Genomic DNA, 25,132 nt, shown 5'->3' with positions numbered 1-25,132 from the left:
GCAGGAGCGAAAAAATGGCATATAGCGAAAAAGTTCTGGATCACTACGAGAATCCACGTAACGTTGGTTCCTTCAGCAAGGATGATGGCGCTCTGGTTGGCACCGGTATGGTCGGAGCTCCGGCGTGCGGCGATGTGATGAAGTTGCAGATCAAGGTCAATGAGGCTGGCGTGATTGAAGACGCCAAATTCAAGACCTATGGCTGCGGTTCGGCCATTGCGTCGAGCTCGCTCGTCACCGAATGGGTGAAGGGCAAAACCCTTGATGAGGCGCTGAACATCAAAAATACGCAGATTGCCGAAGAACTGGCACTGCCGCCGGTTAAAATCCACTGTTCGATCCTCGCAGAAGACGCGATCAAGGCGGCAGTAGAGGATTACCGCAAAAAGCACGACAACAAGTGAGCTGAATCATGGCTGTTACCCTGTCTGAAGCCGCTGCGCGGCACATCAACAAGTTCCTCGCCAAACGCGGCAAGGGCATCGGCATTCGTCTGGGGGTCAAAACCTCCGGATGCTCGGGCATGGCTTACAAGCTGGAGTACGCAGATGCTGCCGAAACTGACGATCTTGTGTTTGAGAGTCAGGGCCTGAAGGTCATGGTAGATCCGAAGAGTCTGCCTTATCTTGATGGAACGGAACTCGACTTTGCTCGTGAAGGCCTTAACGAAGGCTTCAAGTTCAACAATCCGAACGTCAAGGATGCCTGCGGCTGCGGCGAGAGCTTCAACGTTTAGAAAACGCCTTGGGAGCAAGGCTTGAAAAGACCTTGTCGCCAGGGGCGCAAAGGAGTGCTGCACATCGCAAGGGAAGCCAGTACAAGGCTTTTCATTAGCGGACCTTTACGCAACTCTGCGTCCTTTGCCGTAAACAGAACCCGTGCTTGCCCCGACTTCCCTTATGCAAGAGTACTTCTCGCTTTTCGGATTGCCTGAGCGTTTTGCCATCGACCCGGCTCAGCTGGAAGTCGCTTACCGGAACGTACAGGCACAGGTCCATCCTGATCGCTTTGCTCATCGCCCAGAGGCAGAACGCCGTGTAGCCATGCAATGGGCTACGCTGGCCAATGAGGCTTTCCGTACCCTGAAAAATCCACTGGCACGTGCCCGCTATCTGCTGAGTCGGCGTGGCGTCGAGATCGACGCCGAGCGCAACAATGGCATGTCGCACGCTTTCCTGATGCAGCAGATGGAGTGGCGCGAATCGGTCGAAGAGGCCGCTGACGACGCCGAGGCCTTGCAGCGTCTGGAGCGGGATCTGGCACGCGACGAACGCGTCATGCTGGACGACGTGAAGCATGCGATCGATGAAGAAGTCGATTTGGTTCAGGCTTCGGAGCTGGTACGTCGCCTCATGTTCATGGAAAAATTGCGTCGCGAAATCGACGAAGCACTGGCTTTACTGGAAAACTGATGGCTCTTCTGCAGCTCTCCGAACCGGGAGAATCCCCTGATCCGCATCAGCAACGGCTGGCGGTAGGTATCGATCTGGGTACGACCAATTCACTGGTGGCGACCATCCGTCATGCCGTGCCGGAATGCCTGGCCGGTGATGGTTGCGGCATCATTCTGCCCTCCGTGGTGCGTTATCAGAAAGATGGCTCAACCATCGTCGGGCAGGCCGCCCTGGCTGCCCAGACAATTGATCCGCGCAACACGATTGCCTCCGTGAAGCGCCTGATGGGGCGTGGTCTGGCGGATGCGGATGCGGGGATGCGTGGGCGCTATGACCTGGTCGATACCGGCGACATGGTGCGCATCAATACCGTCGCGGGGCAGCGCACGCCGGTAGAGGTGTCGTCTGAGATTCTCAGGGTATTGCGTGAGCGGGCAGAAGCTTCGCTGGGGGATGAGCTGGTGGGCGCCGTGATCACGGTGCCAGCGTATTTCGATGATGCCCAGCGCCAGGCGACCAAGGATGCGGCGCGTCTGGCTGGCCTTAATGTGCTGCGTCTGCTCAATGAGCCGACTGCGGCAGCCATTGCATACGGTCTGGATGAAGGCGCAGAGGGCATCTACGCAGTCTATGATCTGGGCGGAGGAACCTTCGATTTCTCGATTCTGCGTCTGTCGCGTGGGGTCTTCGAAGTCATGGCGACCAGTGGCGACTCCTCGCTTGGCGGGGATGATTTCGATGAGGCACTGGCCGCCTGGCTGCACAAAAAAGCCAGCGGTGTGGATCTGGATTGCTCCAAATCGCGCGCCTTGCTAGTTGAGGCACGCCGCGTCAAGGAGGCGCTGACGCTCTCGGCAGAATGCGTGGCACGCGTACCGGTGGCTGCCGATGGCATCAAGGATGTCACGATTACGCTTGGCGAATTTCATGAACTGACGCAGGCACTGGTCGAACGGACCCTCCAGCCGGTGCGCAAAGCCCTGCGCGATGCCGCGCTCAAGGTCGCAGACATCCAGGCTGTGGTGCTGGTTGGCGGCGCCACGCGCATGCCGCATGTACGCAGCGCGGTGGCAAAGATGTTCGGGCGCGAGCCCTACACGGATATAGACCCGGACAAGGTCGTGGCGATTGGAGCCGCAATCCAGGCCAATGTGCTGGCCGGCAACCGTCGCCCCGGCGAGGACTGGCTGCTGCTGGATGTGATCCCCTTGTCGCTGGGCCTGGAGATGATGGGCGGACTGACCGAAAAGATCATCCCGCGCAATTCCACCATCCCGGTTTCGAAGGCGCAGGATTTCACGACCTACAAGGACGGCCAGAGCGCCATGGCCATTCATGTGGTACAGGGCGAACGCGAACTGGTGCAGGACTGCCGCTCGCTGGCGCGCTTCGAGCTGCGCGGCATTCCGCCCATGCCGGCAGGCGGCGCACGCATTCGTGTGACCTTTCAGGTTGATGCGGATGGATTGCTGTCGGTTTCGGCCCGTGAACAGACTACCGGCGTGGAATCCCACGTTACGGTGAAGCCCAGCTATGGTTTATCGGATGATGAAATCACCGGCATGCTCAAAGCCGGTTTCGAACACGCCGCGGAAGACATGCAGGCCCGTGCCCTGCGCGAGCAACAGGTTGAAGCCGAGCGTCTGATTGAAGCGGCCCGCCAGGCACTTATTGAAGATGCCGGGCTGCTGAGCTCCAATGAGCAGGCCGGCATTGAAGCCGCCATCAAGCGGCTTGGCGAGTTGAATCTGGGTAACGATCACCTTGCCATCAAGGCGGGGATTGATGCCTTGTCTGCCAGCACCGGAGAGCTTGCTGCGCGCCGCATGGACAAGGCGATCCGCCAGGCACTGACGGGTAACCGCATTGATGCCTTGCCATTGTAGGAGAGTACCCATATGACCCAGATTGTCGTTCTGCCCAATGTCGATCTCTGCCCCGATGGCGCGGTGATTCAGGCCGAGCCGGGCCAGACCGTATGTGACGCCTTGCTGGCCAACGATATCGAGATCGAGCACGCCTGCGAAAAATCTTGCGCCTGCACCACCTGCCACGTCATCGTGCGCGAAGGCTTCAATTCGCTGGAGTCCGCCGACGAGCTGGAAGAAGACATGCTCGACAAGGCCTGGGGCCTTGAGCCGCAATCCCGCCTGTCCTGTCAGGCCGTGGTGACGGACACCGATCTGGTGGTCGAGATTCCGCGTTACACCATCAACATGGTCAGCGAGGGCAAAAAATGAAGTGGACCGATACGCTGGAAATAGCCATTGCGCTGGTCGATACGCATCCCGATGTCGATCCGGCACGCATCAATTTTGTCGACCTGATGAACTGGGTGAAAGCCTTGCCCGGATTTGACGACAAACCCGAGCATTGCGGCGAACGCATCCTGGAGGCGATTCAGGGCGCGTGGATCGAAGAGCTTGAATAAGTCATTCGCCGCTGCGTGAGGGCATCCCTTCGGGAAGCCGCTACTGGCATGGATTTCAGGGCGCTCCCATCGAAGACGCGCGTGAAACAAGCCTCCCGAAGCATGCTCCTCGCAAAGCAAGTGTGCATGCGGCTTTTCGGGCCTAGCCGAATCAGTCCGGGCGGGAGTCAGCCAGCTCGTTGAGGCTGAGCCAGTACAGCCCGAGTTGCCCGACCGTAAACAGGAAGCGCTCGAAATCCACCGGTTTGCGGATATAGCTGTTGGCGCCGAGGCTATAGGCCTCCTGAATATCCTGCAACTCACGCGAAGTTGTCAGGACGACCACCGGGAGCAGGGCGGTGCGTGAGTCGGCGCGGATACGGCGCAGCACTTCGAGACCGTCGATGCGCGGCAGCTTCAAATCGAGAAATACCACCGCGGGCTGTACGGAGGTGTCGCGGCCAGCGTGCCGCCCCATCCCAAACAGATACTCGACAGCATCAATCCCGTCGCGCGCCACGACAACCTGATTGGTGATCTTGTTCTTGCTGAAGGCCCGCAGGGTCAGCGCTTCATCATCCGGATTGTCTTCAACCAGCAGGATCGGTCTATCGGTAGCCATGTCATTTCACACGTGTTTGTGTCAGTCCTCAACTCTTATCGGCAGAAGAACGCCCAAATAAAGGTTTGCTACATCGCTGCGCTTGCCGCCAGTCAGGATTGTTCAGCGGATGAACAATCCTGACTGGCGGATTCTACGCGATTTCACGAAGCAGGCTGCCGGGGCAGTCCTCAAGCCTCGATTAGTTGATCCGCGCGCAAAAGGAAAACTTTTTCCTCTTCGCTGGCGTTGGTGAGCCAGACGAATTCGAGTTGCGGGAAGGCCGCTTCAACCAAATCACGGTTGTGCCCGACTTCAACGACCAGAATCCCTTCACTGCTCAGATGACGCCGTGCACCGCCAATGATGCGCCGCACGATGTCCATGCCATCGTCACCGGCGGCCAGGGCCATGCGTGGCTCGTGCAGATACTCATCCGGCAGGGCTTGCATGGATTCTTCAGTCACGTAGGGCGGATTGCTCAGGATCAGGTCGTAGCGCTCATCACCCAGCGCGTCAAACACATCGGATTTGATCAGGCGTACCACGTCCTGCAATCCGTAATCCGCTACGTTCTGGCTGGCTACGTCCAGTGCATCATCGGAAAGGTCGATCGCATCAATCTGCGCATTCGGGAAGTGATGCGCGAGCAGGATCGCCAGGCAGCCGCTCCCGGTGCACAGATCCAGTGCGCGGGTAACTGCCGCTGGTTCGCGAATCCAGGGCTCGAATCCTTCTTCGAGCAGTTCGAAGCAGAAGGAGCGTGGCACGATCACCCGTTCGTCCACGTAGAAGCGGAAGTCGCCCAGCCAGGCTTCCTTGGTCAGGTAAGCGGCCGGGATGCGCTCATTGACCCGGCGTTCAATGATCTCCAGTACCTCGGCGCGTTCGGCCGTCGGAATACAGGCGTCAAAGAAGGGCTCCAGCCTGTCGATCGGCAGGTGCAGGGTATGCAGAACGAGATAGACCGCTTCGTCAAAGGCATCGGTTGTTCCGTGCCCGAAGAAAAGATGGGCCCGGTTGAACTGGCTGGTGGCGTAGCGGATCAGATCGCGTACGGTGACAAGCTCCTCAAGCGGGGAGTGTTCGTGATGATCATGATCACAATTTTCGTTACAGTCGTGCTCGTGCATGCAGGGCTTTCAAATGCGCGCGGCGCCCGGGGCGCCGCAAAAGTCAGTGACAGGAAGGCGTTTCAGCCCGCTTCATCCATGTGCAGGGTGAATGAACTGAAGGAGGCTCCATCATCTTCGGCAGGTTCAAACTCGACGATGCTGTCCAGTTGTGAGGGCGCTTTGGGAGCAGTGCTCTCACCTTCAGCGGGTGCGTTGTTGACCAGCCATGAGAAGTTTGTGGGCGAATCCGAGTTGGCCAGCGCCTCTTCCAGGGTAATGACCCCGGATCGGTACAGACGGAAAAGATCCTGCTCAAAGGTCTGCGAGCCCGGTGCCAGCGATTTTTCCATGGCCTCGCGCACATCGCCGAACTCGCCGCGCTCAATCAGCTCGGCAATATGCCGGGTGTTCATCAGGATCTCGGCTGCCGGCACGCGCGCACCGTCGGGCTTCTTAACCAGGCGCTGCGAGACGACGCTGCGCAGGGACACGGCGAGGTCAAGGAAGAGCAGGGGGCGGTTCTCCAGCGGAAAGAAGCTGGTGATCCGGTTCAGGGCATGGTGTGCATTGTTGGCGTGCAGCGTGGCCAGCACAAGGTGACCCGACTGCGCATATGAAATGGCGGCTTTCATGGTTTCCAGATCGCGGATTTCGCCGATCAGGATGCAGTCCGGCGCCTGACGCATGGCGTTTTTCAGCGCGTCATTCCAGGAGTGGGTGTCAAAACCGACTTCGCGCTGATTGATCACCGAGCGTTTGTGGCGGAACAGATACTCGATCGGATCTTCCACGGTCAGGATATGACCCGATACGTGTGAGTTCCGGTAGTCCAGCATCGACGCGATGGTTGTCGACTTGCCGGAACCGGTGGCACCTACAACCAGCACCAATCCGCGTTTCTCCATGATGATATCGTAGAGAACCGGCGGCAGACTGAGGGACTCCAGTGCCGGGATCTCGCCCTGGATGTAACGCACTACGATACTGACGCTGTTGCGCTGCCAGAAAAAGTTGATCCGGAAATTTCCCAAACCACGACGGCTGAAGGAAATGTTGAGTTCCCGGGCGCGTTCAAAAATCGCGATCTGCTCGGGATTCATGATCTCGTAAGCCATGCGCTGGATTACGGCGGGATCCATGACCTGCTGATTGATTGGCAGAACAACACCGTCGATCTTGATGTGGATCGGCGCACCTGCGGACACGAAAATGTCCGAAGCGCGACGCTCGGCCATCAACTGGAACAGCTTGTCGAAAATCATGAAGCGTCTCCCGGATTCAAGAGGGGGCCTCTCGGGCCCCCTTCATTCTTAAGCTTAGTCGCGCAGCAATTCGTTGATGGAGGTCTTCGAACGTGTCTGAGCGTCGACCTTCTTGACGATCACGGCACAATACAGCGAATACTTGCCATCTGCCGAGGGCAGATTGCCAGAGACCACAACCGAGCCTGCCGGGATACGGCCATAGCTGACTTCACCGGTGGCGCGATCGTAGATCTTGGTGCTCTTGCCGATGTAGACGCCCATCGAGATCACGCAGTTGTCTTCCACAATCACGCCTTCCACCACTTCGGAGCGGGCGCCGACGAAGCAGTTGTCGCCGATGATGGTCGGATTGGCCTGCAAGGGTTCCAGCACGCCGCCGATACCGACGCCGCCAGAAAGATGCACGTTCTTGCCGATCTGGGCGCAGGAGCCTACGGTGGCCCAAGTGTCGACCATGGCTCCGTCATCCACATAAGCACCGATATTCACGTAGGAAGGCATCAGGACCACGTTCTTGCCGATGTAGCTGCCTTTGCGGGCGACGGCATTTGGTACCACACGGAAGCCGCCGGCGCGGAAGTCAGCCTCGGAGTAATCGGCAAACTTGGTCGGCACCTTATCGAAGTAGCGCACCGAACCGCCTTCCATCACTGCATTGTCATGCGTACGGAAATACAGCAGCACGGCTTTTTTCAGCCACTGATGGGTCACCCATTCGCCATTGATCTTTTCGGCAACACGCAGACGGCCAGAATCCAGCTCGGCAATGACTTCCTCGATGGCTTTGCCCAGAACCGGGTCAAAGGAGGTCGGAGTAATGTCAGCACGACGTTCAAAAGCTTCTTCGATAAGGGGCTGCAGCGGGTGTTGGGACATGTTGATTCCTGATGAAATTAACGAACTGGAAAAATCACTTCAGATGACCGACGATTCGCTGGGCTGCAGTCAGGCATTCCTGCCTGGAAGCAACCAGCGCTATACGGATGAAACCCTGCCCAGGGTTGCGCCCATGCGCTTCGCGCGCCAGATACTGGCCGGGCAACACGGTGACATGGGTTGCGGCCAGAAGATCACGGGCAAAGGCGGTGTCGTCCCCGGCAGTCTTTGCCCACAGATAAAAGCCTGCGTCCGGTCGCGAAACGCCCAGCACGGGCGAGAGCATCGGCACCAGTGCGTCGAATTTTTCGCGGTACATGGCACGATTGGCTTGTACGTGCGTCTCATCCTTCCACGCTGCGATACTGGCGGCCTGCACCGTCACACTCATCGCACAGCCGTGGTAGGTGCGGTATTTGAGGAAGCCGGCGAGCACCTTCGCATCCCCCGCCACGAAGCCCGAGCGCAGGCCCGGCACGTTGGAACGTTTGGACAGGCTGGAAAACACCACCAGTCGCGGGAAGCCCTTGCGCCCTAGCTTGTGGGCTGCTTCCAGCGCGCCCAGCGGAGGATTCGCTTCGTCGAAATAGATTTCCGAATAACACTCATCCGAAGCAATCACGAAGCCGTACTTGTCGGAAAGCGCAAACAGTTCGCGCCATTCATCCAGACTCATGACCCGGCCGGTCGGATTGCCTGGCGAGCAGACAAAGAGCAGTTGCACCCGGGCCCATTCGGCTTCGGAGAGCGACTCCCAATCGAAGCCGAAGTTGTTTTCCGGCGTCTGGTTCAGGAATACCGGCTGTGCACCACCGAGAAAGGCTGCGCCTTCGTAGATCTGGTAGAAAGGGTTGGGGCAGACCACCAAGGGCGCCGGGCGGCTGGCGTCCAGCACGGCCTGGGCAAAGCTGAACAAGGCTTCGCGCGAACCATTCACCGGCAATACTTGAGTAGCCCAATCGATTTCCGGCAGCGCATAACGACGCGCAATCCAGCCGGCAATGGTTTGACGCAACTCGTCCGAACCTGCTGTGGTCGGATACACCGCCAGCCCGGAAAAAGCTTCAGTCATCGCCTTGAATATCAGATCTGGCGTGGCGTGCTGTGGCTCCCCTATGGACAGGCGAATGGCCGGCAAATCCGGCGTTTTTACGCCTGAAAACAGGGCGCGCAGCTTCTCGAAAGGGTAGGGCTGAAGACGGTCAAGCAACGGGTTCAAGATCAGTTTCGCTTTATCGTTGTGTTGCCGCTGCTGCGCTTGGTTGCGGGCAATGACGGCCGGATCAGGGGTGGTATTATAGCCCGCCCTTAGCCGGGCTGTCCTTTCGCCCTGAACCCTGTTTCCGTTTCGCAACGTGCGCCTTTCCAAGCTCAAACTCGCCGGATTCAAATCCTTTGTCGACCCGACCACGGTGCTTACGCCGGGTCAACTCGTGGGCATCGTCGGCCCGAATGGCTGCGGCAAATCCAATGTGATCGACGCCGTTCGCTGGGTGCTGGGCGAGTCGCGCGCCTCAGCCTTGCGTGGCGAATCGATGGCGGACGTGATCTTCAACGGCTCCACCACGCGCAAGCCGGTATCGCGCGCCAGCGTCGAGATGATCTTCGACAACGCCGAAGGGCGCGCTGCCGGGCAGTGGTCGCAGTACGCCGAGATTTCGGTGAAGCGTCAGGTCGACCGCAACGGAGGTTCGGACTACTTCATCAACAACGTGTCGGTGCGCCGCAAGGACGTGATCGACCTCTTTCTCGGCACCGGCTTGGGCCCCAAGGCCTACGCCATCATCGAGCAGGGCATGATTTCGCGGGTCATCGAAGCCCGCCCGGAAGAGGTCCGCGCCTTTCTCGAAGAGGCCGCCGGCATCACCAAATACAAAGAGCGCCGGCGCGAGACGGAAGGGCGCCTGTCGGACGCACGTGACAATCTGGCCCGCGTCGAAGATATCCGTGCCGAGCTCGGTCAGCAGATCGATAAACTCGCGGCACAGGCAGAGATTGCCTTGCGTTACAAGGATCTGTCCTCGCAGCTCTCGCAGAAACAGGTGCTGCTCTGGCGTTATAAGCACACGGCAGCACAACGCGAACAGACTCAGCTGCGCGAAGCCATCGCCCAGACCCAGACTGCGCTGGAAGAGAACAACCACAAACTCATCGAAGCCGAAACGCACATCACCCTGGCGCGTGAGGCGCATGTGGTGCACACCGAAGCGGTCAGTGCGGCGCAGGGCGACGTGTTCACGATCGCCAACGAAGTTACGCGCATCGAAAGCGAGTTGCGCAGCCTGCGCGACACGCACGCCCGCATCACCCAGCGCGGCAGTCAACTGCTGGCCGATGAAACGCTGTGGCAGGAACGCCTGAATCGCTCGCTGGCCGAGCAGGAAGCTCGCATCGAACAGGGGGCGATCGCCCATGAAAAGCTGGAATTGAGCCTGCTGCAGGTGGCGGAAGCTGAAGAGCGTCTGCCCGAAGCCGAGGACGCCTGGCGCGACGCGCTGGCCGCCCTGGAAGAGACGCGCCGGTCGCTGAGCCAGATAGAGCAGCACGTTCGCGTGGAAGACACCAAGCGCATCGCAAGCGAACGTGCGCTGGAAGCGCTGGCCCAGCGCCGCAGCCGCATGGAAGCCGAGCGTGCTGGCCTGCGCCCGGAAGATGAAGCCGCCCTTGCCGCGCTCGAACTCGAAGTTGCCGAGCTCGTTGCCCAGCAACAGGAAGCCGAACTCCTGCTGGGCAGCCAGCAAGAGCAGCTCGAAGAAGCGCAAGCAGCCTTGCTCTCCGGGCAGGCTGCCCTGCAAGCCGCGTCCAGTGCGCTTACGCAGCAACGTGCCCGGCTCGATGCCCTGCGCGGGCTGCAATCCAGCTTGCGCGACCAGGGCGACCTGGCCGGCTGGTTGCGTGCCGCCGGGCTGGCCGATGAAGCCCGGGTCTGGCAATCCCTGCAGGTTGATGCTGGCTGGGAGCTGGCGGTAGAGGCTGTTTTGCGCGAACGCATTGCCGCGATCGGTCCGCTGACAGGCGATCTCGCTGCCGTGACGGCGCAGGCCGCGCCGTCGAGCATTGTGCTGCTGCGCAAAGGTCAGCCGCCCGCGCCACGGGGAACGCCATTCACCGCTAGCTTGCTGGAAGAACATGTCCGCTGCCAGCGCGCAGAGCTTGCGCCACACCTCGCGCACTGGCTGGATGGCGTGTATGCCGTGGATGACATTACGCCCTGGCTGGACGGCGAACGTGAATTGCCTTCGGGCGTGCTGCTGGTCAGCCGCAGCGGCCAGATTCTCGGCGCCAGTTCCCTGAGCCTGTTTGCGCCGGACGCCGGCACGCACGGCGCGATCGAGCGTCAGCGCGAGATCGAAACCCTGGAGCATGCCATCCTGCCTGCGGAAGCGGCGCTGGAAGAGCTCCACAGCCGCGTTGCTGACGATGAGGAAGACGTGAAGACGCTACAGGCCGCGCTGGGTGACACACGCCGCGTGCAGCAGCAACTCCAGTCCCGTCTGCATGAACGTCAGCTGGCTTTCGTCAAGGTTCAGCAGGAGCAGGCACGTCACGTCGAGCGTATCGAGCAGCTGGCGCGCGAAGCCGCCGAACTGTTGCGCCTTGAAGGCGTGGAACATGCCCACCTCGAAGAGGCTGAACTGGCGCGCCTCTCCGCGGAGGAGCGGCTGGAAGCCTTGCAGGACGCCGCTCTTCAGGCATCGGCCCGTACAGCCAATACAGAAGCGGCTCTGCGGACTGCTCGCGAGGCATTGGCAAGCTGTCAGCACGCCCGCCATGAGGCCGAACTTGCCGTCCGGGAAGGCAACGCCAAGCTCGACGAACTGAATCGTACGGCAGCGCTGGCGCAGGCTCAGCTCGAAAAATTAGCCGTCGAACGCAGCCAGCTCAGCGAGGAGCAGGGCGCGCTGGATGACTCAGCCTTGCAGACCTCGCTACAAACCGCGCTGGACCTGCGCCGGACGCGTGAAGCTGTTGTTGCCCAGCGGCGCGAAGAACTGGAAGCAATCGGCCAGCAGCTCAAGGCCCTGGAGGCCAGTCGGCATGCCAGCGAGCAGACGCTGGCGCCAATGCGTGATCAGCTCGCCGACCTGCGCCTGAAACTCCAGGCCGCCGAGCTGGGCAGCGCCCAGGCCGCCGAGCGCCTGGGCGAACTGGGGGCTGAAGTGCTTGCGCTGGATGAGGCGGTGATGGCCGAGATCCGCGAACTGGCACTGTCCCGCGAGGTCAGTCGTTTGGGCCGTGAGATCGCCGAAATGGGCGCGGTTAACCTTGCCGCACTTGCCGAGCTGGACTCCGCCAAGGAGCGCAAGAACTTCCTCGACATGCAGTTCGATGATCTGATGCGCGCCATCGACACGTTGGAAAACGCCATCCGCCGCATCGACAAGGACACGCGCGAGCAGCTCAATGAAACCTACGCCACGGTGAACCGCCATTTCAGCGAACTGTTCCCGCGCCTCTTCGGTGGCGGCCGGGCCGAGCTGGTGCTGACCGGCGACGACTTGCTGGATGCGGGCGTGCAGATTGTCGCGCAGCCGCCGGGCAAGAAAAACAGCTCGATCCATTTGCTCTCCGGTGGTGAAAAGGCCCTCACCGCCATCGCGCTGGTGTTCGCGATGTTCCAGCTCAACCCGGCTCCTTTCTGCATGCTGGACGAAGTCGACGCCCCGCTGGACGACACCAATACCGAGCGTTACTGCGAGATGGTCAAGCACATGTCGGCCGTCACCCAGTTCATCTTCATCAGTCACAGCAAGATCACCATGGAAATGGGCCAGCAGCTGATCGGCGTGACCATGCAGGAGCAGGGGGTTTCCCGTGTGGTTGAAGTGGATATTGAAGCTGCCCTTAAGCTGGCACAGCCCGAAGCGGCTTGATGCCATAATGCGCTGCCTTCCTTTGCGAACTCATACTGACGACCACACATGATGTCCGGAAACGAATTGCAATACAGCCTGATCGGTCTGGGAATTCTCGCCATCCTCGGGCTGGTGATCTACAACCTGTGGCAGGAGCGCAAGGCACGCAAGCATGCCGAACAAGCCTTCCGCTCAAATCATCATGACGTGTTGCTCGACGGTGATGTAGAACCCGTCATTCCTCCCGCGCCGGGAGGGCGCATGGAACCCGGCTTGCGTCCGCTCCAGAGCGATCCGGCTCCGGCCATTCCACTGCCCGTCAAGCCGGTACGCAGCAGCCAGAGCTCCCAGCGGGTGCAGGAACCCGTTCTTGGTTTCGAGGATCAGGCCATTGACTGTGCCGTGAGTATCGAAGCTCCTGCCGGCGTGTCTGCGGCAGCCTTGTTTTCCGCCGCACAAGAGGTCTTGGCCGGGGTGACTCGTCGCCTGCAGTGGTATGGCTGGAGTGACCTTGACAGCAACTGGTTCCTGATCGATGCACGCACGCCCGGCAGCATCAACCGCGCTTGCGTCACGCTACAGCTGGTCGACCGGCGCGGCTCCGTCAGCGAAAGCGAACTGGATCGCTTCTATCAGCAATTGCAGCGGGTCTGCGAACAGTTTCTGGCCGTACCGCGATTGCCTGCACGCACGGAGGTTCTCGGGCATGCCGAGGAAATTGACCGGTTTTGCTCTGAAGTGGATGTGCAGATCGCGGTTAATGTCATTGCCCAGAAGACCAGTTTTGCCGGAACCAAACTGCGCGGCCTGGCAGAAGCTGCTGGCTTGCAGCTAGGTACCGACGGGACTTATCACGCACTGGATGAAGCGGGGAAAACCCTGTTCGTTCTCGCCAATCAGGAATCAGTGCCGTTTTCCGGCGAGCAACTGCGGCATTTGCAGACGCACGGCTTGAGTCTGGTGCTCGACATGCCTCGCGTTGCCGCCCCGGTACTTGCTTTCGATCGCATGGTGACCCTGGCGCAGCATCTCGCCGATTCGCTTGACGGTGCTGTGGTGGACGATAACCGTTCCGCACTGTCAGATCGCTCCATCGGTCTGATCCGCAGTCAGCTTGCCCAGTTCGAGCTGCAGATGGAGCGCCAATCAATGCCGGCGGGTGGCGAAATCGCGCTGCGGCTATTTGCCTGACAGGCTCTGGTATGGATCTTTTTTCGCAGGCGGATGACGTGGCTCGCACCAATGAGTTGCGGGCTACGCTGAATCATTACGCACATGCCTATTACGTGCTTGATGCACCCCTGGTCCCGGATGCTGAATACGACCGGTTGTTTCGTGAGCTTCAAGCACTCGAAATAGCGCATCCCGAGCTGATCAGTCATGACTCACCAACCCAGCGAATTGGTGGCGAACCACTTGCAGGTTTTAATCAGCTGACGCATGTGGTGCCAATGCTGTCGTTGAATAATGCATTTGAAGAAGAAGATCTGATCGCTTTCGACCGGCGCTGTCGCGAAGGGCTGGGCGCGGTCGAGCCGCTGGCCTACGCCGTGGAGCCGAAGTTCGACGGGCTGGCGATCACCCTGATCTACCGCGACGGCGTGTTCGTGCAGGGCGCGACGCGCGGCGATGGCGTGAGCGGCGAGGACGTGACGCAGAACCTGCGCACCATCGGCTGCATCCCGTTGCGCCTGCAGGGCGAAAATGTGCCGAGCCTGTTGGAGGTGCGCGGCGAGGTGCTGATGTTCCGCGCGGATTTTGATGCCATGAACGCACGGCAGCTAGAGGCGGGCGAGAAGACCTTCGCCAACCCGCGCAACGCGGCGGCTGGCAGCCTGCGCCAGCTCGATTCGCGCATCACGGCCCGCAGGCCGCTGCGCTTCTTTGCCTACGCGGTGGTGCGGCTGGAAGGCGCGCCAGCATTGGCTTCCCACGGGGCCACGATGGAGATGCTTGCTGCGTGCGGCTTTCCGGTGTGCGAGCTGCGCGATGTGGTGCGCGGCGCCGAGGGGCTGCTGGCCTATTACCGCCGTATCGAGGCGGCGCGTGACAGTCTGGCCTTCGACATCGATGGCGTGGTCTACAAGCTCGACAACTTTGCGCAGCAGGAGGAACTCGGCTTCGTGTCGCGTGCGCCGCGCTGGGCCATCGCCCACAAATATCCGGCGCAGGAAATGCTGACCGAGCTGCTCGACATCGAGATTCAGGTAGGCCGCACCGGTGCGCTGACGCCCGTGGCGCGGCTCAAGCCAGTGTTCGTGGGCGGCGTGACGGTCACCAACGCGACCCTGCACAACGAGGATGAAATTCGCCGCAAGGATCTGAAGATCGGATGCTCCGTTGTCGTGAGAAGAGCAGGGGATGTCATACCCGAGGTTGTTGGGCGCGTTATTACGCTCGACAGCATTGGCAAAGAGTTCCCTGATTTTGTGATGCCAACCGTGTGCCCGGTGTGCGGCAGCCACGTGGTGCGCGAGGAAGGCGAAGCCGTGGCGCGCTGCTCCGGCGGGCTGGCCTGTCAGGCGCAGCGCGTGCAGGCGCTGATCCACTTCGCCGGGCGCCGGATGATGGACATCGACGGTCTGGGCGACCGCTACATCGAATCGCTGGCCGAGTTCGACTACCTGAAGAGTCCGGCCGATCTGTACCGCCTCAAACTGGACGATCTGCTGGAAATGAAGCGCCGCGCCGACGAGCGCGATGGCGTGGTGCCGGAGACCGTGCAGCAGGGCAAGATCGCCACCAAGTGGGCGGAGAACCTGCTCGACGCGATTGCCGCCAGCAAGCGCCCGCCGCTGGCGCGCCTCTTGTTCGCGCTGGGCATCCGCCACGTCGGCGAATCCACGGCGAAGATGCTGGCGGACTGGCTGGGCAGGCTGGACTTCATCCGCCGCGCGCCGCTGGCGCTGTTCGCCGCGCTGCCGGATGTGGGCGCGGTGGTGGCCGAGTCGCTGCATGAATTCTTCGCCGAGCCGAACAACGAAAAGGTGCTCGACGATCTGCTCACCGCCGGCGTGACACCGGCCGATGAACACGCTCCTGTCGCGCGGCTGGCCGAACGCCTGAGCCCGGCCGCGTTGCTGGTGGGCCTGCGCATTCCGAAGCTCACCCAGATCCGCGCCCAGCAACTGGTGGAGCAGGGGCTCGACCTCGCCGCGCTGGCCGAGTTGCCAGCCGATCAGGCCGCCGCGCGCGGCCTGCCGGCGGAAGTCGGCGCGAGCCTGTCTGCCTGGCTGGCGGAGGAGCAGAACCGCGCGCAGTTGCGGGCGCTCGCTGCCTTCCGCGCCGAACTGCTGGCCGCGACGCCGGCGGCTGAAGCCGGCGCCGCGCTGCCGTTTGCTGACAAGACATTCGTGCTCACCGGTACGCTGCCGACGATGAGCCGTGACGAGGCCAAGGAACTGATCGAGCGCCACGGCGGCAAGGTCAGCGGATCGGTGTCGAAAAAGACGCACTACGTGGTGGCGGGCGCTGATGCCGGCTCCAAGCTGGCAAAGGCTGAAGAACTTGGCGTGACGGTGCTCGATGAGGTTGGGCTGCTGGCGCTGCTTGGCGGGTAGGCTGACTCTCAAGGAACGCAAACGAAAATCTGGAATGCCCGCTTGAAGAGCTTCTGTAGGCGGGCATCTCTAGATGGGCATACCCAGAAACAAGGATGGCGGCAGATATTCAGCCAAGCGTGCTGGAAAGCAAGGATGGGCGCAGATCTTCGGCTAATACGGTTTGTGCCATGTGAGCTCAGGATTCAGTGAGGCGCACTAAACAGTAGTCCGTACTGAATCTTGAACTGTTCTCTTTTCCTAAGCGACTGATTCCTGAGACCCGTTTTCAAAGCGAGCATGTTTCAGTGCATGAGCATGCTCGATTCTGCACGCATTCAGATTCACGTCGGTACTGAAAAGTAAACTTTGTGCGCGAGCCAAACAGGGGCTTTGCACTAAAAATGTACTTTGTCAGCAGAGCCAAGCCTACTAAGACAAAAAGCTAGCAGCGAGAGTTACGCATATGAACTCTCACGGAAAGCTATAGGCAGGCTAAAAGTTCAACTGCGCAAAGTGCGTCTGTGGGGCGTGCATTAGCGATCGAGCCCCTCTCTTGCTTGCGAGACGACGCAGCAATACATCAACAAAAACGGCATCACCCTTTGCGGATGATGCCGAAACAATACTTTTAATCAGCTTACGGCGCACGGGCCCTGGAAGTTCGGACGCCAGCTGTGCTCCCAAGCGAAGACCACGAGGGGCAGGCAGAAGCTGAAGACGCTAGGACGTATCTGTGACAGCAGACCGACGAGCTTCGTCTGTTGTCTTTATGGGGCTAAGTTGATAGCCATTTCGCCTCGAAAGTTTCCCGCCTCTCGACGCTTCTTTGATTTTCATCCAAAAAACATTAAAAGGCAAAATTGGCATCCACGCCTAGTTTCACGTCACGACGACAAAAACGCTACGGTGCGGTTTGTGTTCGCCATTCCGAAGTCTGTAAGGTCGTGAGAGTTCATATGCGTAAGGTGCGGGTTGTTATGCGGGGCGTGCATGGAGACCCCAAATATGCCTCAACCCTGCGCCTGCTGCGGAAATCCTTTCGAACCCCGTCCGCAAATTCCGGATCAAACGTACTGCTCTGCGCCCGACTGTCAGCGCGCCCGAAAGCGCCAATGGCAGCGGGCCAAACTCCAGTCTGATCCCGATTACCTGGCAAACCAGCGTGCCGCTCAGCAGGCGTGGTCGCAGCGTAATCAAGATTACTGGCGCAACTACCGGAATGATCAGCCCGACTATGCGCTGCGCAACCGCGAGCAGCAGCATCGGCGTGACGCCAATCGGGCACGCATCAATCTTGCAAAGATGGACGTGTGCGCACTGCCAACCGGGCTGTACCGCATCAAGCTAAACCCAGCGTTTCCAAGGAGGAGCGCCGATTCCTGGATCGTCGAGATCGCGCCGGTCTGTGTGACGTGTCCGTGCAAGATGGACGTGTCAAGAGAGGACTTGATCGACAACCCGGCGACCCGTTCCTAATTTCAATTTCGAACTGGCTCTCGCATGTTCTGCATGACAATGATTCCGGCTGTGTGTTCCGCCTCCGTGGCGTGGCTCCGCGTTCATTGAAAAGCGTGACGGACCTGAGAGCTCCAATTACAGAGTGACCGGGCCTATGCAAACGAGCGAACCTTCTCCATACCCGCCGGGGGCTGGCTCGGTGTTCCGGGCCGCACAGTACGTGCGGATGTCGACCGAGCACCAGCAGTATTCAACGGAAAATCAAGGCGACAAAATTCGAGAGTATGCGGCACGGCGCAACATCGAAATCGTTCGCACCTACGCCGACGAAGGCAAGAGCGGTCTGAGCATCGATGGTCGGCTGGCTATCCAGCAGCTGATATCGGATGTTCAGTCCGGCAAGGCCGACTTTCAGATCATCCTCGTCTATGACGTGAGCCGGTGGGGGCGCTTTCAGGACGCGGACGAAAGCGCCTATTACGAATATATCTGTCGCCGTGCCGGGATTCAGGTCGCCTACTGCGCCGAGCAATTCGAGAACGACGGCTCTCCTGTGTCCACCATCGTCAAGGGAGTCAAGCGTGCGATGGCCGGCGAGTACAGCCGCGAATTGTCGGCAAAGGTTTTCGCGGGGCAGTGTCGCCTGATCGAACTGGGTTTCCGCCAGGGTGGGCCGGCAGGCTATGGCCTGCGCCGCGTACTCATTGATCAGTCTGGCTCCGTGAAGGGGTTTCTTGCGCGTGGCGAGCAGAAAAGCCTGCAAACCGATCGAGTGATCTTGCAGCCTGGTCCTGACGAAGAGATCGCCGTCGTCAATCAGATCTACCGCTGGTTCGTCGAGGATGGTCTGTTCGAGTCGGAGATTGCGGACAGGCTCAACACCACGGGCATTGCCACTGATCTGGGTCGGGCATGGACACGGGCCACGGTGCGCGAAGTACTCTCCAACGAAAAATACATCGGCAACAACGTCTACAACTGGCGTTCATTCAAACTCAAGAAAACAAGGGTTGTGAACGACCCGGAAATGTGGATCAAGAAGGAAGGCGCGTTCGAAGGCATTGTCCTGCCAGGCCTGTTCTACACGGCGCAGGGCATCTTGCGCGAACGGGCCCACCGATTTAGCAATGAGGAGCTAATCGAGAAGTTACGGCGCCTCTTTCAGCAGCACGGCTACCTTTCTGGCCTGATCATCAATGAGGCTGAGGGCATGCCCTCGGCGGCAGCCTATGCTCATCGACTCGGCAGCCTGATTCGTGCCTACCAGACAGTGGGATTTACGCCGGATCGGGACTATCAGTATCTCGAGGTCAATCAGTTCTTGCGTCGCCTGCATCCGGAGATCGTCAGCCAAACAGAAAGGATGATTGCTGAGGTGGGTGGCTCGGTCGTACGTGACCCGGCAACTGACCTGATCACCGTCAATCGCGAGTTCACCGTCTCGCTGGTGCTCTCCCGATGCCAGTTGCTGGAGAACGGCCGGCGCCGATGGAAAGTGCGCTTTGACACCAGCCTGACGCCCGACATCACGGTAGCGGTTCGACTCGACGAGACCAACCAGGCCGGACTCGACTATTACTTGCTGCCTCGTCTGGACTTTGGCCAGGCCGGCATCCACTTGGCCGATCACAATGGCCTCGAATTCGAGAGCTACCGCTTCGATAGCCTGGATTACCTTTACAGCATGGCTGCCGTTGCAAAAATCCATCGAGATGGGGGCGTGCCTTGGTTCGGCCACGTTGGTCGCTCCAATAACGGTGGAGCTAAGCCAACCACCACTTCGAATAATGCAAAGGAGAGAGAATGCTTCCCTGGCAGAGAGCTGCCAAGGCGAGACGTTTTGCTCTGAGTACTCCCATCTTTGCAAACAAAACGCTTTGACAGCCTCACTTCGTTTCTTGACTGCAAGTTGGCGGAGAGCATCTCGGCGTTCAACGCAGTGGATGCAGGCGCAGTCATTGGCATTCAGATGTGCGCAATTTCTGCATCGAACTATTGGCTTTCGATAGCGGGATCCCGTAGATCGCCCTTGAAACTGCTCGACCAGCAGATATCCGCATGCTGGGCAGGTTTTTCCTGTGGATCTGGGCGGTAAAAGCCTCCAAAGCTGTCCTGGCCGGCAGCTTATTCTGTATTCACAGATGAAGGATGTTGCGCGCTGGCTGGCTGAACAGCAACGAGCGGCCGTCGTCAATCTGGACGGCATAAATTCTGATGCATCAGAAACGAAAGGGGATGCGTAGTTTCCGGAGTTGAAAAGGAAAAGGCCTGCGAGCGCCAACTCACAGGCCTTTTGAAATTGAGCGAACGATCTCCCATCCGCTTGGCTCAAGCTTCGTCTTTTCACTCCTCGATGTCAACTGACTTCAGGAGCTATCTAACTCGTCTGAACACCTTGTTCTGACCGGTTGTGACTGCACCTGTGAAGTCTTGTCGCTGATCGAAACAATACTCGATTTCGACTAACACATGAGCGGAGCAGAAGATGAAAGTCCAGACTGAAAGAACAGTAGCAAAGTCACTTACGCTGAGACAGCTAGTAGGGGTATGACCGGGATGAAGCCGAAATTCCACCATTCAGCCACCTAAGTGATTGATTGGATTGGAATTGCAGTCACCGTGCTGGCGGCTTTATGATGTCGCTTCCACCCGTCCAGTGAGAAGCGGAAATGGCACAAATTGAGCGAACAGCTTATCCGACGTTTGCCAGCAACTATGGCACTGCAGAGCTTCTTCGCTATTTCACGCCAACCGAGGCCGAGATAGCTTGGGGTGCAACGCGTGCCAGAAGCGCGCAATTGCGGCTTGGGCTAATGGTGCTTCTTAAAGTTTTTCAGCATCTACGCTATTTCCCTGCCCTCTCGGCAATCCCTCCGGAGGTTGTTGCACACATTCGGGCCTCGCTTGGCATGGTTGAGCGGGTGTTGATCGATTACAGCGCCAAGCACACCATCTATCGACACATGGCCGCTGTTCGCGAATATGAACGTGTCACGCCAGTCTATGGCGAGGACGGCCTGAGAATCGCTGAACAGCTTGCTTCTGAGGCGGCACTCCTGCTTGACCAACGCGTAGATATCATTAACGCGGTCATAGAAGACCTGGTTCTCAAACGTTTTGAGCTTCCTGCCTTTCGTACCCTAGATGAGATAGCCGAACGTGCCCATGCAGATGTGCAGGCAAAATTGTTTGCAGTCGTGACAGAACGATTGACCGTTGCACAACGGCAGGCAATTACAACGCTGTTAGATACAGACTTGGAACATCGTCAGAGCGAATTCAACGACCTCAAGAAATCGGCTCGCCGCCCTACACGCAAACATTTGGAAATCCTGGTCGATCATCTCGAGTGGCTAGAATCCATTGGCGACATGGATGTTGTGCTTGCAGGATTTTCGGATACAAAAATCCGTTTTTTCTGCGAACAGGCCATGAACTACGATGTTTCTGAGCTCAAAGAGTGCGCAGAGCCGAAGCGCTATACCTTGATTGTCGCCCTTATCCACCGCATGCAGGTTCGGGCGCGTGACCAGCTCGCCGAAATGTTCCTTCGGCGTGTGGCAACGATTCATAAGCGCGCTAAAGACGACCTCGAACAGATTCGCTTCAATCAGCGTGAGGAGGTCGAGCGCCTGATTTGTACGCTTGACGACGTTCTGACCATTCTGGAGTTGGAGCCAGACAATGCCGCAGCGGGAGGGAGGATACGTGACTACCTTTTGCCTGAAGGTGGTACCGAACCAATCCGGCAAAGCTGCGCCAAGGTACAAGCCACGAGCGGCAACAACTACTTACCCCTTGTCTGGAAGCAGTTCAAAAGCCACCGCTCCATCCTTTTCCGCTTGGTGCATTTGCTGGACATCCAGCCGACCAGCCAGGATCGCACGCTTATTGACGCGCTGGATGTCATCAAGAGCTATCAGGACAAACATCGCATCGAGTGGATTGATGAACCCCTCAACCTCACCTTTGCGTCTGATCGTTGGCGCAAATTGCTGCGTGATGGGAATGATGCCGAAAGCTTTGGCCTGGGGGTCAGTCGGCGAAATCTGGAAATCTGTGTATTTTCTTATTTGGCTGAAGAGTTGCGGTCGGGAGATCTCTGCATCGAAGGCTCCGAGGAGTTTGCTGATTATCGCAAGCAACTCCTGTCATGGGAGGAGTGCCAAGCGTTACTGCCGGCCTACTGTGAAAAAGTTGGCTTGCCGGACACTGCAGCGCAGTTTGTGGAGACCCTGCGCAATGATCTGACAAAAACAGCTGAGCATTTGGATGCAAAATTTCCAGAGTGCCATGGAGATATTGCGCTTAATGCGCATGGGGAGCCCGTATTGCGCAAGCCTATTGCGCGGGAAATCCCAACCCATGTCATTGCGCTTCAAAACGCACTCAGTCAGCGCATGCCCAGCAGGCATGTACTCGATGTGCTGACCAACATTGAGCACTGGATGCGTTTTAGTCGGCATTTTGGCCCACTGTCTGGGAATGAGACAAAGCTCAAGCAACCTGTCGAACGCTATCTCATGACGATTTTTGCTATGGGCTGCAATCTAGGCCCCAGTCAGGCCGCTCGGCATCTTGCAAAGAGTAAAAACAGCGCCGCTGAGGTCAGTGCGCACATGCTCTCCTTCGTGAATCGGCGCCATTTTTCATTGGACAGTCTAGAGACCGCCCTGCGGGAACTGAATGAGGTTTATCTGCGACTTGATTTGCCGAAGGTCTGGGGGGATGGCAAGACCGTTGCGGCAGATGGTACGCAGTACGACTTCTATGATGAAAATCTACTGGCGGGTTATCACTTCCGTTACAAAAAGATGGGCGCTGTCGCCTATCGTCACGTGGCCAACAACTACATCGCTCACTTTCGCCATTTCATTCCACCTGGCGTATGGGAGGCCATCTATGTCATTGAAGGTCTCCTCAAGGCTGGATTGTCGGTAGATGTGGATACCGTACATGCCGACACGCAGGGGCAGTCTGCAACGGTTTTTGCCTTTACGCATCTGCTGGGCATCAAACTGATGCCGCGCATTCGCAACTGGAAGAATCTGATTCTTTACAAGCCGGACAAATCGGTGAAGTACGAGCACATCAATCGACTGTTTGGCGATAGTGTGGATTGGAAGCTGATCGAGCGGCATTGGCAGGATCTGATGCAGGTGGCGTTATCCATCTACGCCGGCAAAATTTCGTCAGCCACGCTATTGCGCAAGCTGGGCTCCTATAGTCGCAAGAACCGTCTGTACTTCGCTGCCCATGAATTGGGGAATGTCATCCGCACCGGCTTCTTGCTGGAGTGGGTAGGCAGCCGTGAATTGCGCCAGGAGATTACCGCCAACACCAACAAGATCGAGTCCTATAACGGCTTTGCCAAGTGGCTGTCGTTTGGCGGCGATGTGATTGCGGTGAACGAACCCGACGAACAGCAGAAACGTCTGCGCTATAACGATCTGGTCGCTTCATCCCTGATCTTGCAGAACACAGTCGACATGATGCGCACGCTCGGCAATTTGCAAAAGGAAGGCTGGAAAATCACCGAAGAGGATGTGTCTTTCCTGAGTCCCTATCAGGTCGCCCACGTGAAGCGTTTTGGTGAGTACAACCTGAAGCTCAAAGACAAGCCTGAAGCGTGGATCAAGGATGAAACCTTTCAGCAAGCCGCCGCGTCGGTGCAAGACATGCAGCGACCGACACGGAAGGCATGAGCATGGAGATTCCGACGCCTGATTTTGCCGTCACGCCTTATGGTGATGTCGATGCCGCAGCGCTCACGCGTCTGCGGCAGGATTTCGATACGGCGCTGTTGCTGGAGCTCGTCGAACGACTGACGCCTGTTGCACAACGCTTCAAGGCGCATGGCGGACTCAGGGATGACATACTCCGCTTGCATCGCATGGCTCACACAGTCATCAATGGCGCCAATTTGAGCGAGCCGACGTCTGAAGATTTGTGGGAGGTTGCTGCGGAACTCATTGACGAGCTGCGGCAAACGGCCGAGACCTGTCTGGAGATCGCTTCAGCGCTGCAACCCTTGGCCGACCTGCAGCCGAATCAGGACTGAGGTGTCCGCAATGTAGGTGATCGGAACCCTGGATTACCAGTTAATCTCGGATGCATGTTTTTCAAACCTGACAGAGAAAGCCATCATTTCCTTTCTGTTGTCTTGTGGGCGCAGGCAGGCACGAGCACAGGAAGCAACGATGTCCTGATAGATGTGAGTCGGAACCTCTTGTGATCCCCTGAAGTTCATGAAGCTGGTTTTGTCCATTCTGGACGCAATGGCGCTCCCACGCGGCACCATGATGATGCTGATTTGTTGGCCATGCGCACCAAAAACCAGATATCGCCAGCTTGGGTCAGCCAGCCCCTTGCATGGAAGGGCTTCGAAAGAAAATTTTAAATCACCGCCGCATGAAAGATCTTCATAGGCCTCCGTGACCGACGGACTTTTGGCGACCAATACGCAAGGCCCGACACAATCATAATAAGCGTGAAAATTTCTCCTTTCGACGCCCAGCATGGACAACAGCCGGGTCCGCTCACTCTGCGCAAGCGGCGCTTCGGCGCCTGCAAACCAGTTCAACTCACGCAAGGTAATGCCTAGCGCCTTGGCTATTTCGACCGGTGGATTCGGCCAGTTCGCGACAAGAAGCTTGACCTTCTTCGCTGCATCGTAGAAATCCTGAGGAAGAAACTCATCCTCATCGAGGATTGGTTCTTCATCATGGATCATGAACTTGACGCCATTGGAATCAAGCATTTTCAAAGCGGGCGCAGGCGGCAAATCGTTTTCCCATGCGTGTAACCATTTCCCGCTTAACCAAGGGACATCATGAGGCAACGTGGTTGTGAGCGGACGTACGGGCAATGCCATCCACGCCTGCGCCTGTTCAGCAGCTTCGTGGCCTGAGCGATGTCGTCCTTGAGAGCGATACAGCGCATCGCTTGCGGCGTGGCTCGATGCGGCAGCATCCAGGTCGGCCATAGAGGTCAGAATCGTTCCTTTGGATAAGCTGACCGACCAGAAAATCTCCAGCACAGTTTGGTGCGTGTATCGCAGAACGGCTGCAAATTGCTTGTCCTTTCCGTCAGCCACGGCCAGTTGAACGCCGAGCTTTTTTATGTTGTCGACAAGCTCAGGGCATGCGCGATCAACATTGCGACTGATCTTCAGCACATCAGGCCTGCCTCTCAGTACCGGAGATGTGCGCCACAGATTCTGCAGCATGGTCAAAAATGATAAAGGCTCGTTGGCCGGCGCAAAGACCAGATGACGGAGCCCGGCGCCGGCCACCGTAACGCCGTAAACGACAATCGGCCGCAAACCATAACGCGCAGCAGTCGTCAGATCGAAAGTGTCACGTGCGAACACAATCCCGAAATCAGGGTGTTCAAACACATGTCTTGCAATGGCAACAGAGAACCAGTGTTCCCTTAATGCAGACCCTGCAGGGGTGGCATTTGGCATCAGATCATCTTTTTTAAATGCAGAAGGCGTGGGCGCATCAATCCGCTCAAGACCTATGGGCGCCATTGCTTCCCATTCTTTCAGAATTTCAGGTGCAGCACTGCCGTATTCAGCCAAGATCTGTTTACGCATTCGCCTTCTGGTTTC

The 25,132-nt window shown here is 58.4% G+C and carries 19 protein-coding genes; 13 read left to right on the top strand and 6 right to left on the bottom strand.

Annotated features, from left to right (window positions below):
- Positions 1–14 precede the first annotated feature (14 nt).
- From iscU to iscX, 6 genes are all read left to right on the top strand, one after another.
- Positions 15–404 carry a Fe-S cluster assembly scaffold IscU gene (iscU, locus tag Q9Q94_RS08315; protein ID WP_305979595.1) on the top strand — a complete coding sequence of 130 codons (390 nt, stop codon included), beginning with the start codon at positions 15–17 and terminating at the stop codon, positions 402–404.
- A gap of 8 nt (positions 405–412) precedes the next feature.
- A complete protein-coding gene (iscA, locus tag Q9Q94_RS08310) occupies positions 413–736 on the top strand; it encodes an iron-sulfur cluster assembly protein IscA (RefSeq protein ID WP_305979594.1) in 324 nt (107 codons plus the stop codon).
- A gap of 163 nt (positions 737–899) precedes the next feature.
- On the top strand, positions 900–1,412 hold the full coding sequence (hscB, locus tag Q9Q94_RS08305) for a Fe-S protein assembly co-chaperone HscB (RefSeq protein ID WP_305979593.1): 513 nt from the start codon (positions 900–902) through the stop codon (positions 1,410–1,412).
- On the top strand, positions 1,412–3,280 hold the full coding sequence (hscA, locus tag Q9Q94_RS08300; RefSeq protein WP_305979592.1) for a Fe-S protein assembly chaperone HscA: 1,869 nt from the start codon (positions 1,412–1,414) through the stop codon (positions 3,278–3,280). Before hscB ends, hscA begins: the two co-directional genes overlap by 1 nt.
- 12 nt (positions 3,281–3,292) lie before the next feature.
- Positions 3,293–3,634, top strand: a complete 342-nt coding sequence (fdx, locus tag Q9Q94_RS08295; protein ID WP_305979591.1) for an ISC system 2Fe-2S type ferredoxin — start codon at positions 3,293–3,295, stop codon at positions 3,632–3,634.
- Positions 3,631–3,825 (top strand): Fe-S cluster assembly protein IscX, encoded by a 195-nt coding sequence (gene iscX, locus Q9Q94_RS08290; RefSeq protein ID WP_305979590.1) that lies wholly within the window; start codon positions 3,631–3,633, stop codon positions 3,823–3,825. Before fdx ends, iscX begins: the two co-directional genes overlap by 4 nt.
- 151 nt (positions 3,826–3,976) lie before the next feature.
- On the opposite strand, the gene Q9Q94_RS08285 is transcribed toward iscX, so the two are convergent.
- From Q9Q94_RS08285 to dapC, 5 genes are all read right to left on the bottom strand, one after another.
- Positions 3,977–4,426, bottom strand: a complete 450-nt coding sequence (locus tag Q9Q94_RS08285) for a response regulator (RefSeq protein WP_305979589.1) — start codon at positions 4,424–4,426, stop codon at positions 3,977–3,979.
- A gap of 170 nt (positions 4,427–4,596) precedes the next feature.
- Positions 4,597–5,538 (bottom strand): 50S ribosomal protein L3 N(5)-glutamine methyltransferase, encoded by a 942-nt coding sequence (prmB, locus tag Q9Q94_RS08280; RefSeq protein ID WP_305979588.1) that lies wholly within the window; start codon positions 5,536–5,538, stop codon positions 4,597–4,599.
- A gap of 62 nt (positions 5,539–5,600) precedes the next feature.
- Complete coding sequence (locus Q9Q94_RS08275; RefSeq protein WP_305979587.1) at positions 5,601–6,782, bottom strand: PilT/PilU family type 4a pilus ATPase; 1,182 nt, start codon at positions 6,780–6,782, stop codon at positions 5,601–5,603.
- Positions 6,783–6,836: 54 nt separating this feature from the next.
- The gene (gene dapD, locus Q9Q94_RS08270) at positions 6,837–7,661 is read right to left on the bottom strand and encodes a 2,3,4,5-tetrahydropyridine-2,6-dicarboxylate N-succinyltransferase (RefSeq protein ID WP_305979586.1); all 825 of its coding nucleotides are present in this window, start codon (positions 7,659–7,661) and stop codon (positions 6,837–6,839) included.
- Between the two features lie 34 nt (positions 7,662–7,695).
- Positions 7,696–8,880, bottom strand: coding sequence for a succinyldiaminopimelate transaminase (dapC, locus tag Q9Q94_RS08265; protein ID WP_305979585.1), 1,185 nt, complete (start codon positions 8,878–8,880; stop codon positions 7,696–7,698).
- A 136-nt stretch (positions 8,881–9,016) separates the two neighbouring features.
- Between dapC and smc the strand changes: the two genes are divergently transcribed.
- The 7 genes from smc (at position 9,017) to tnpC (ending at position 23,578) form a co-directional block, all read left to right on the top strand.
- Entirely contained in the window at positions 9,017–12,535 is a 3,519-nt protein-coding gene (gene smc, locus Q9Q94_RS08260) for a chromosome segregation protein SMC (protein ID WP_305979584.1), read from the top strand.
- Positions 12,536–12,583: 48 nt separating this feature from the next.
- Positions 12,584–13,708, top strand: coding sequence for a cell division protein ZipA C-terminal FtsZ-binding domain-containing protein (locus tag Q9Q94_RS08255; RefSeq protein ID WP_305979583.1), 1,125 nt, complete (start codon positions 12,584–12,586; stop codon positions 13,706–13,708).
- A gap of 11 nt (positions 13,709–13,719) precedes the next feature.
- Positions 13,720–16,077 (top strand): NAD-dependent DNA ligase LigA, encoded by a 2,358-nt coding sequence (ligA, locus tag Q9Q94_RS08250; RefSeq protein WP_371929833.1) that lies wholly within the window; start codon positions 13,720–13,722, stop codon positions 16,075–16,077.
- A 987-nt stretch (positions 16,078–17,064) separates the two neighbouring features.
- On the top strand, positions 17,065–17,535 hold the full coding sequence (locus Q9Q94_RS08245; protein ID WP_305979581.1) for a hypothetical protein: 471 nt from the start codon (positions 17,065–17,067) through the stop codon (positions 17,533–17,535).
- 136 nt (positions 17,536–17,671) lie between these two features.
- Positions 17,672–19,366 (top strand): recombinase family protein, encoded by a 1,695-nt coding sequence (locus Q9Q94_RS08240; protein ID WP_305979580.1) that lies wholly within the window; start codon positions 17,672–17,674, stop codon positions 19,364–19,366.
- 820 nt (positions 19,367–20,186) lie between these two features.
- Positions 20,187–23,222, top strand: a complete 3,036-nt coding sequence (locus tag Q9Q94_RS08235; RefSeq protein WP_305979579.1) for a Tn3 family transposase — start codon at positions 20,187–20,189, stop codon at positions 23,220–23,222.
- A 2-nt stretch (positions 23,223–23,224) separates the two neighbouring features.
- Positions 23,225–23,578: a Tn3 family transposase post-transcriptional regulator TnpC gene (gene tnpC, locus Q9Q94_RS08230; protein WP_305979578.1), complete on the top strand. Its 354-nt coding sequence runs from the start codon at positions 23,225–23,227 to the stop codon at positions 23,576–23,578.
- Between the two features lie 33 nt (positions 23,579–23,611).
- Here the strand turns inward: tnpC and Q9Q94_RS08225 are convergent, their stop codons facing one another.
- Positions 23,612–25,117 (bottom strand): hypothetical protein, encoded by a 1,506-nt coding sequence (locus tag Q9Q94_RS08225; RefSeq protein WP_305979577.1) that lies wholly within the window; start codon positions 25,115–25,117, stop codon positions 23,612–23,614.
- Positions 25,118–25,132: the final 15 nt, after the last annotated feature.

Origin of the sequence: Uliginosibacterium sp. 31-16, from assembly GCF_030730865.1 — a bacterium.
Taxonomy (GTDB): domain Bacteria; phylum Pseudomonadota; class Gammaproteobacteria; order Burkholderiales; family Rhodocyclaceae; genus Uliginosibacterium.
Note: the sequence above shows the minus strand (reverse complement) of the source record. Positions and strands in the feature narration are given on the sequence as shown.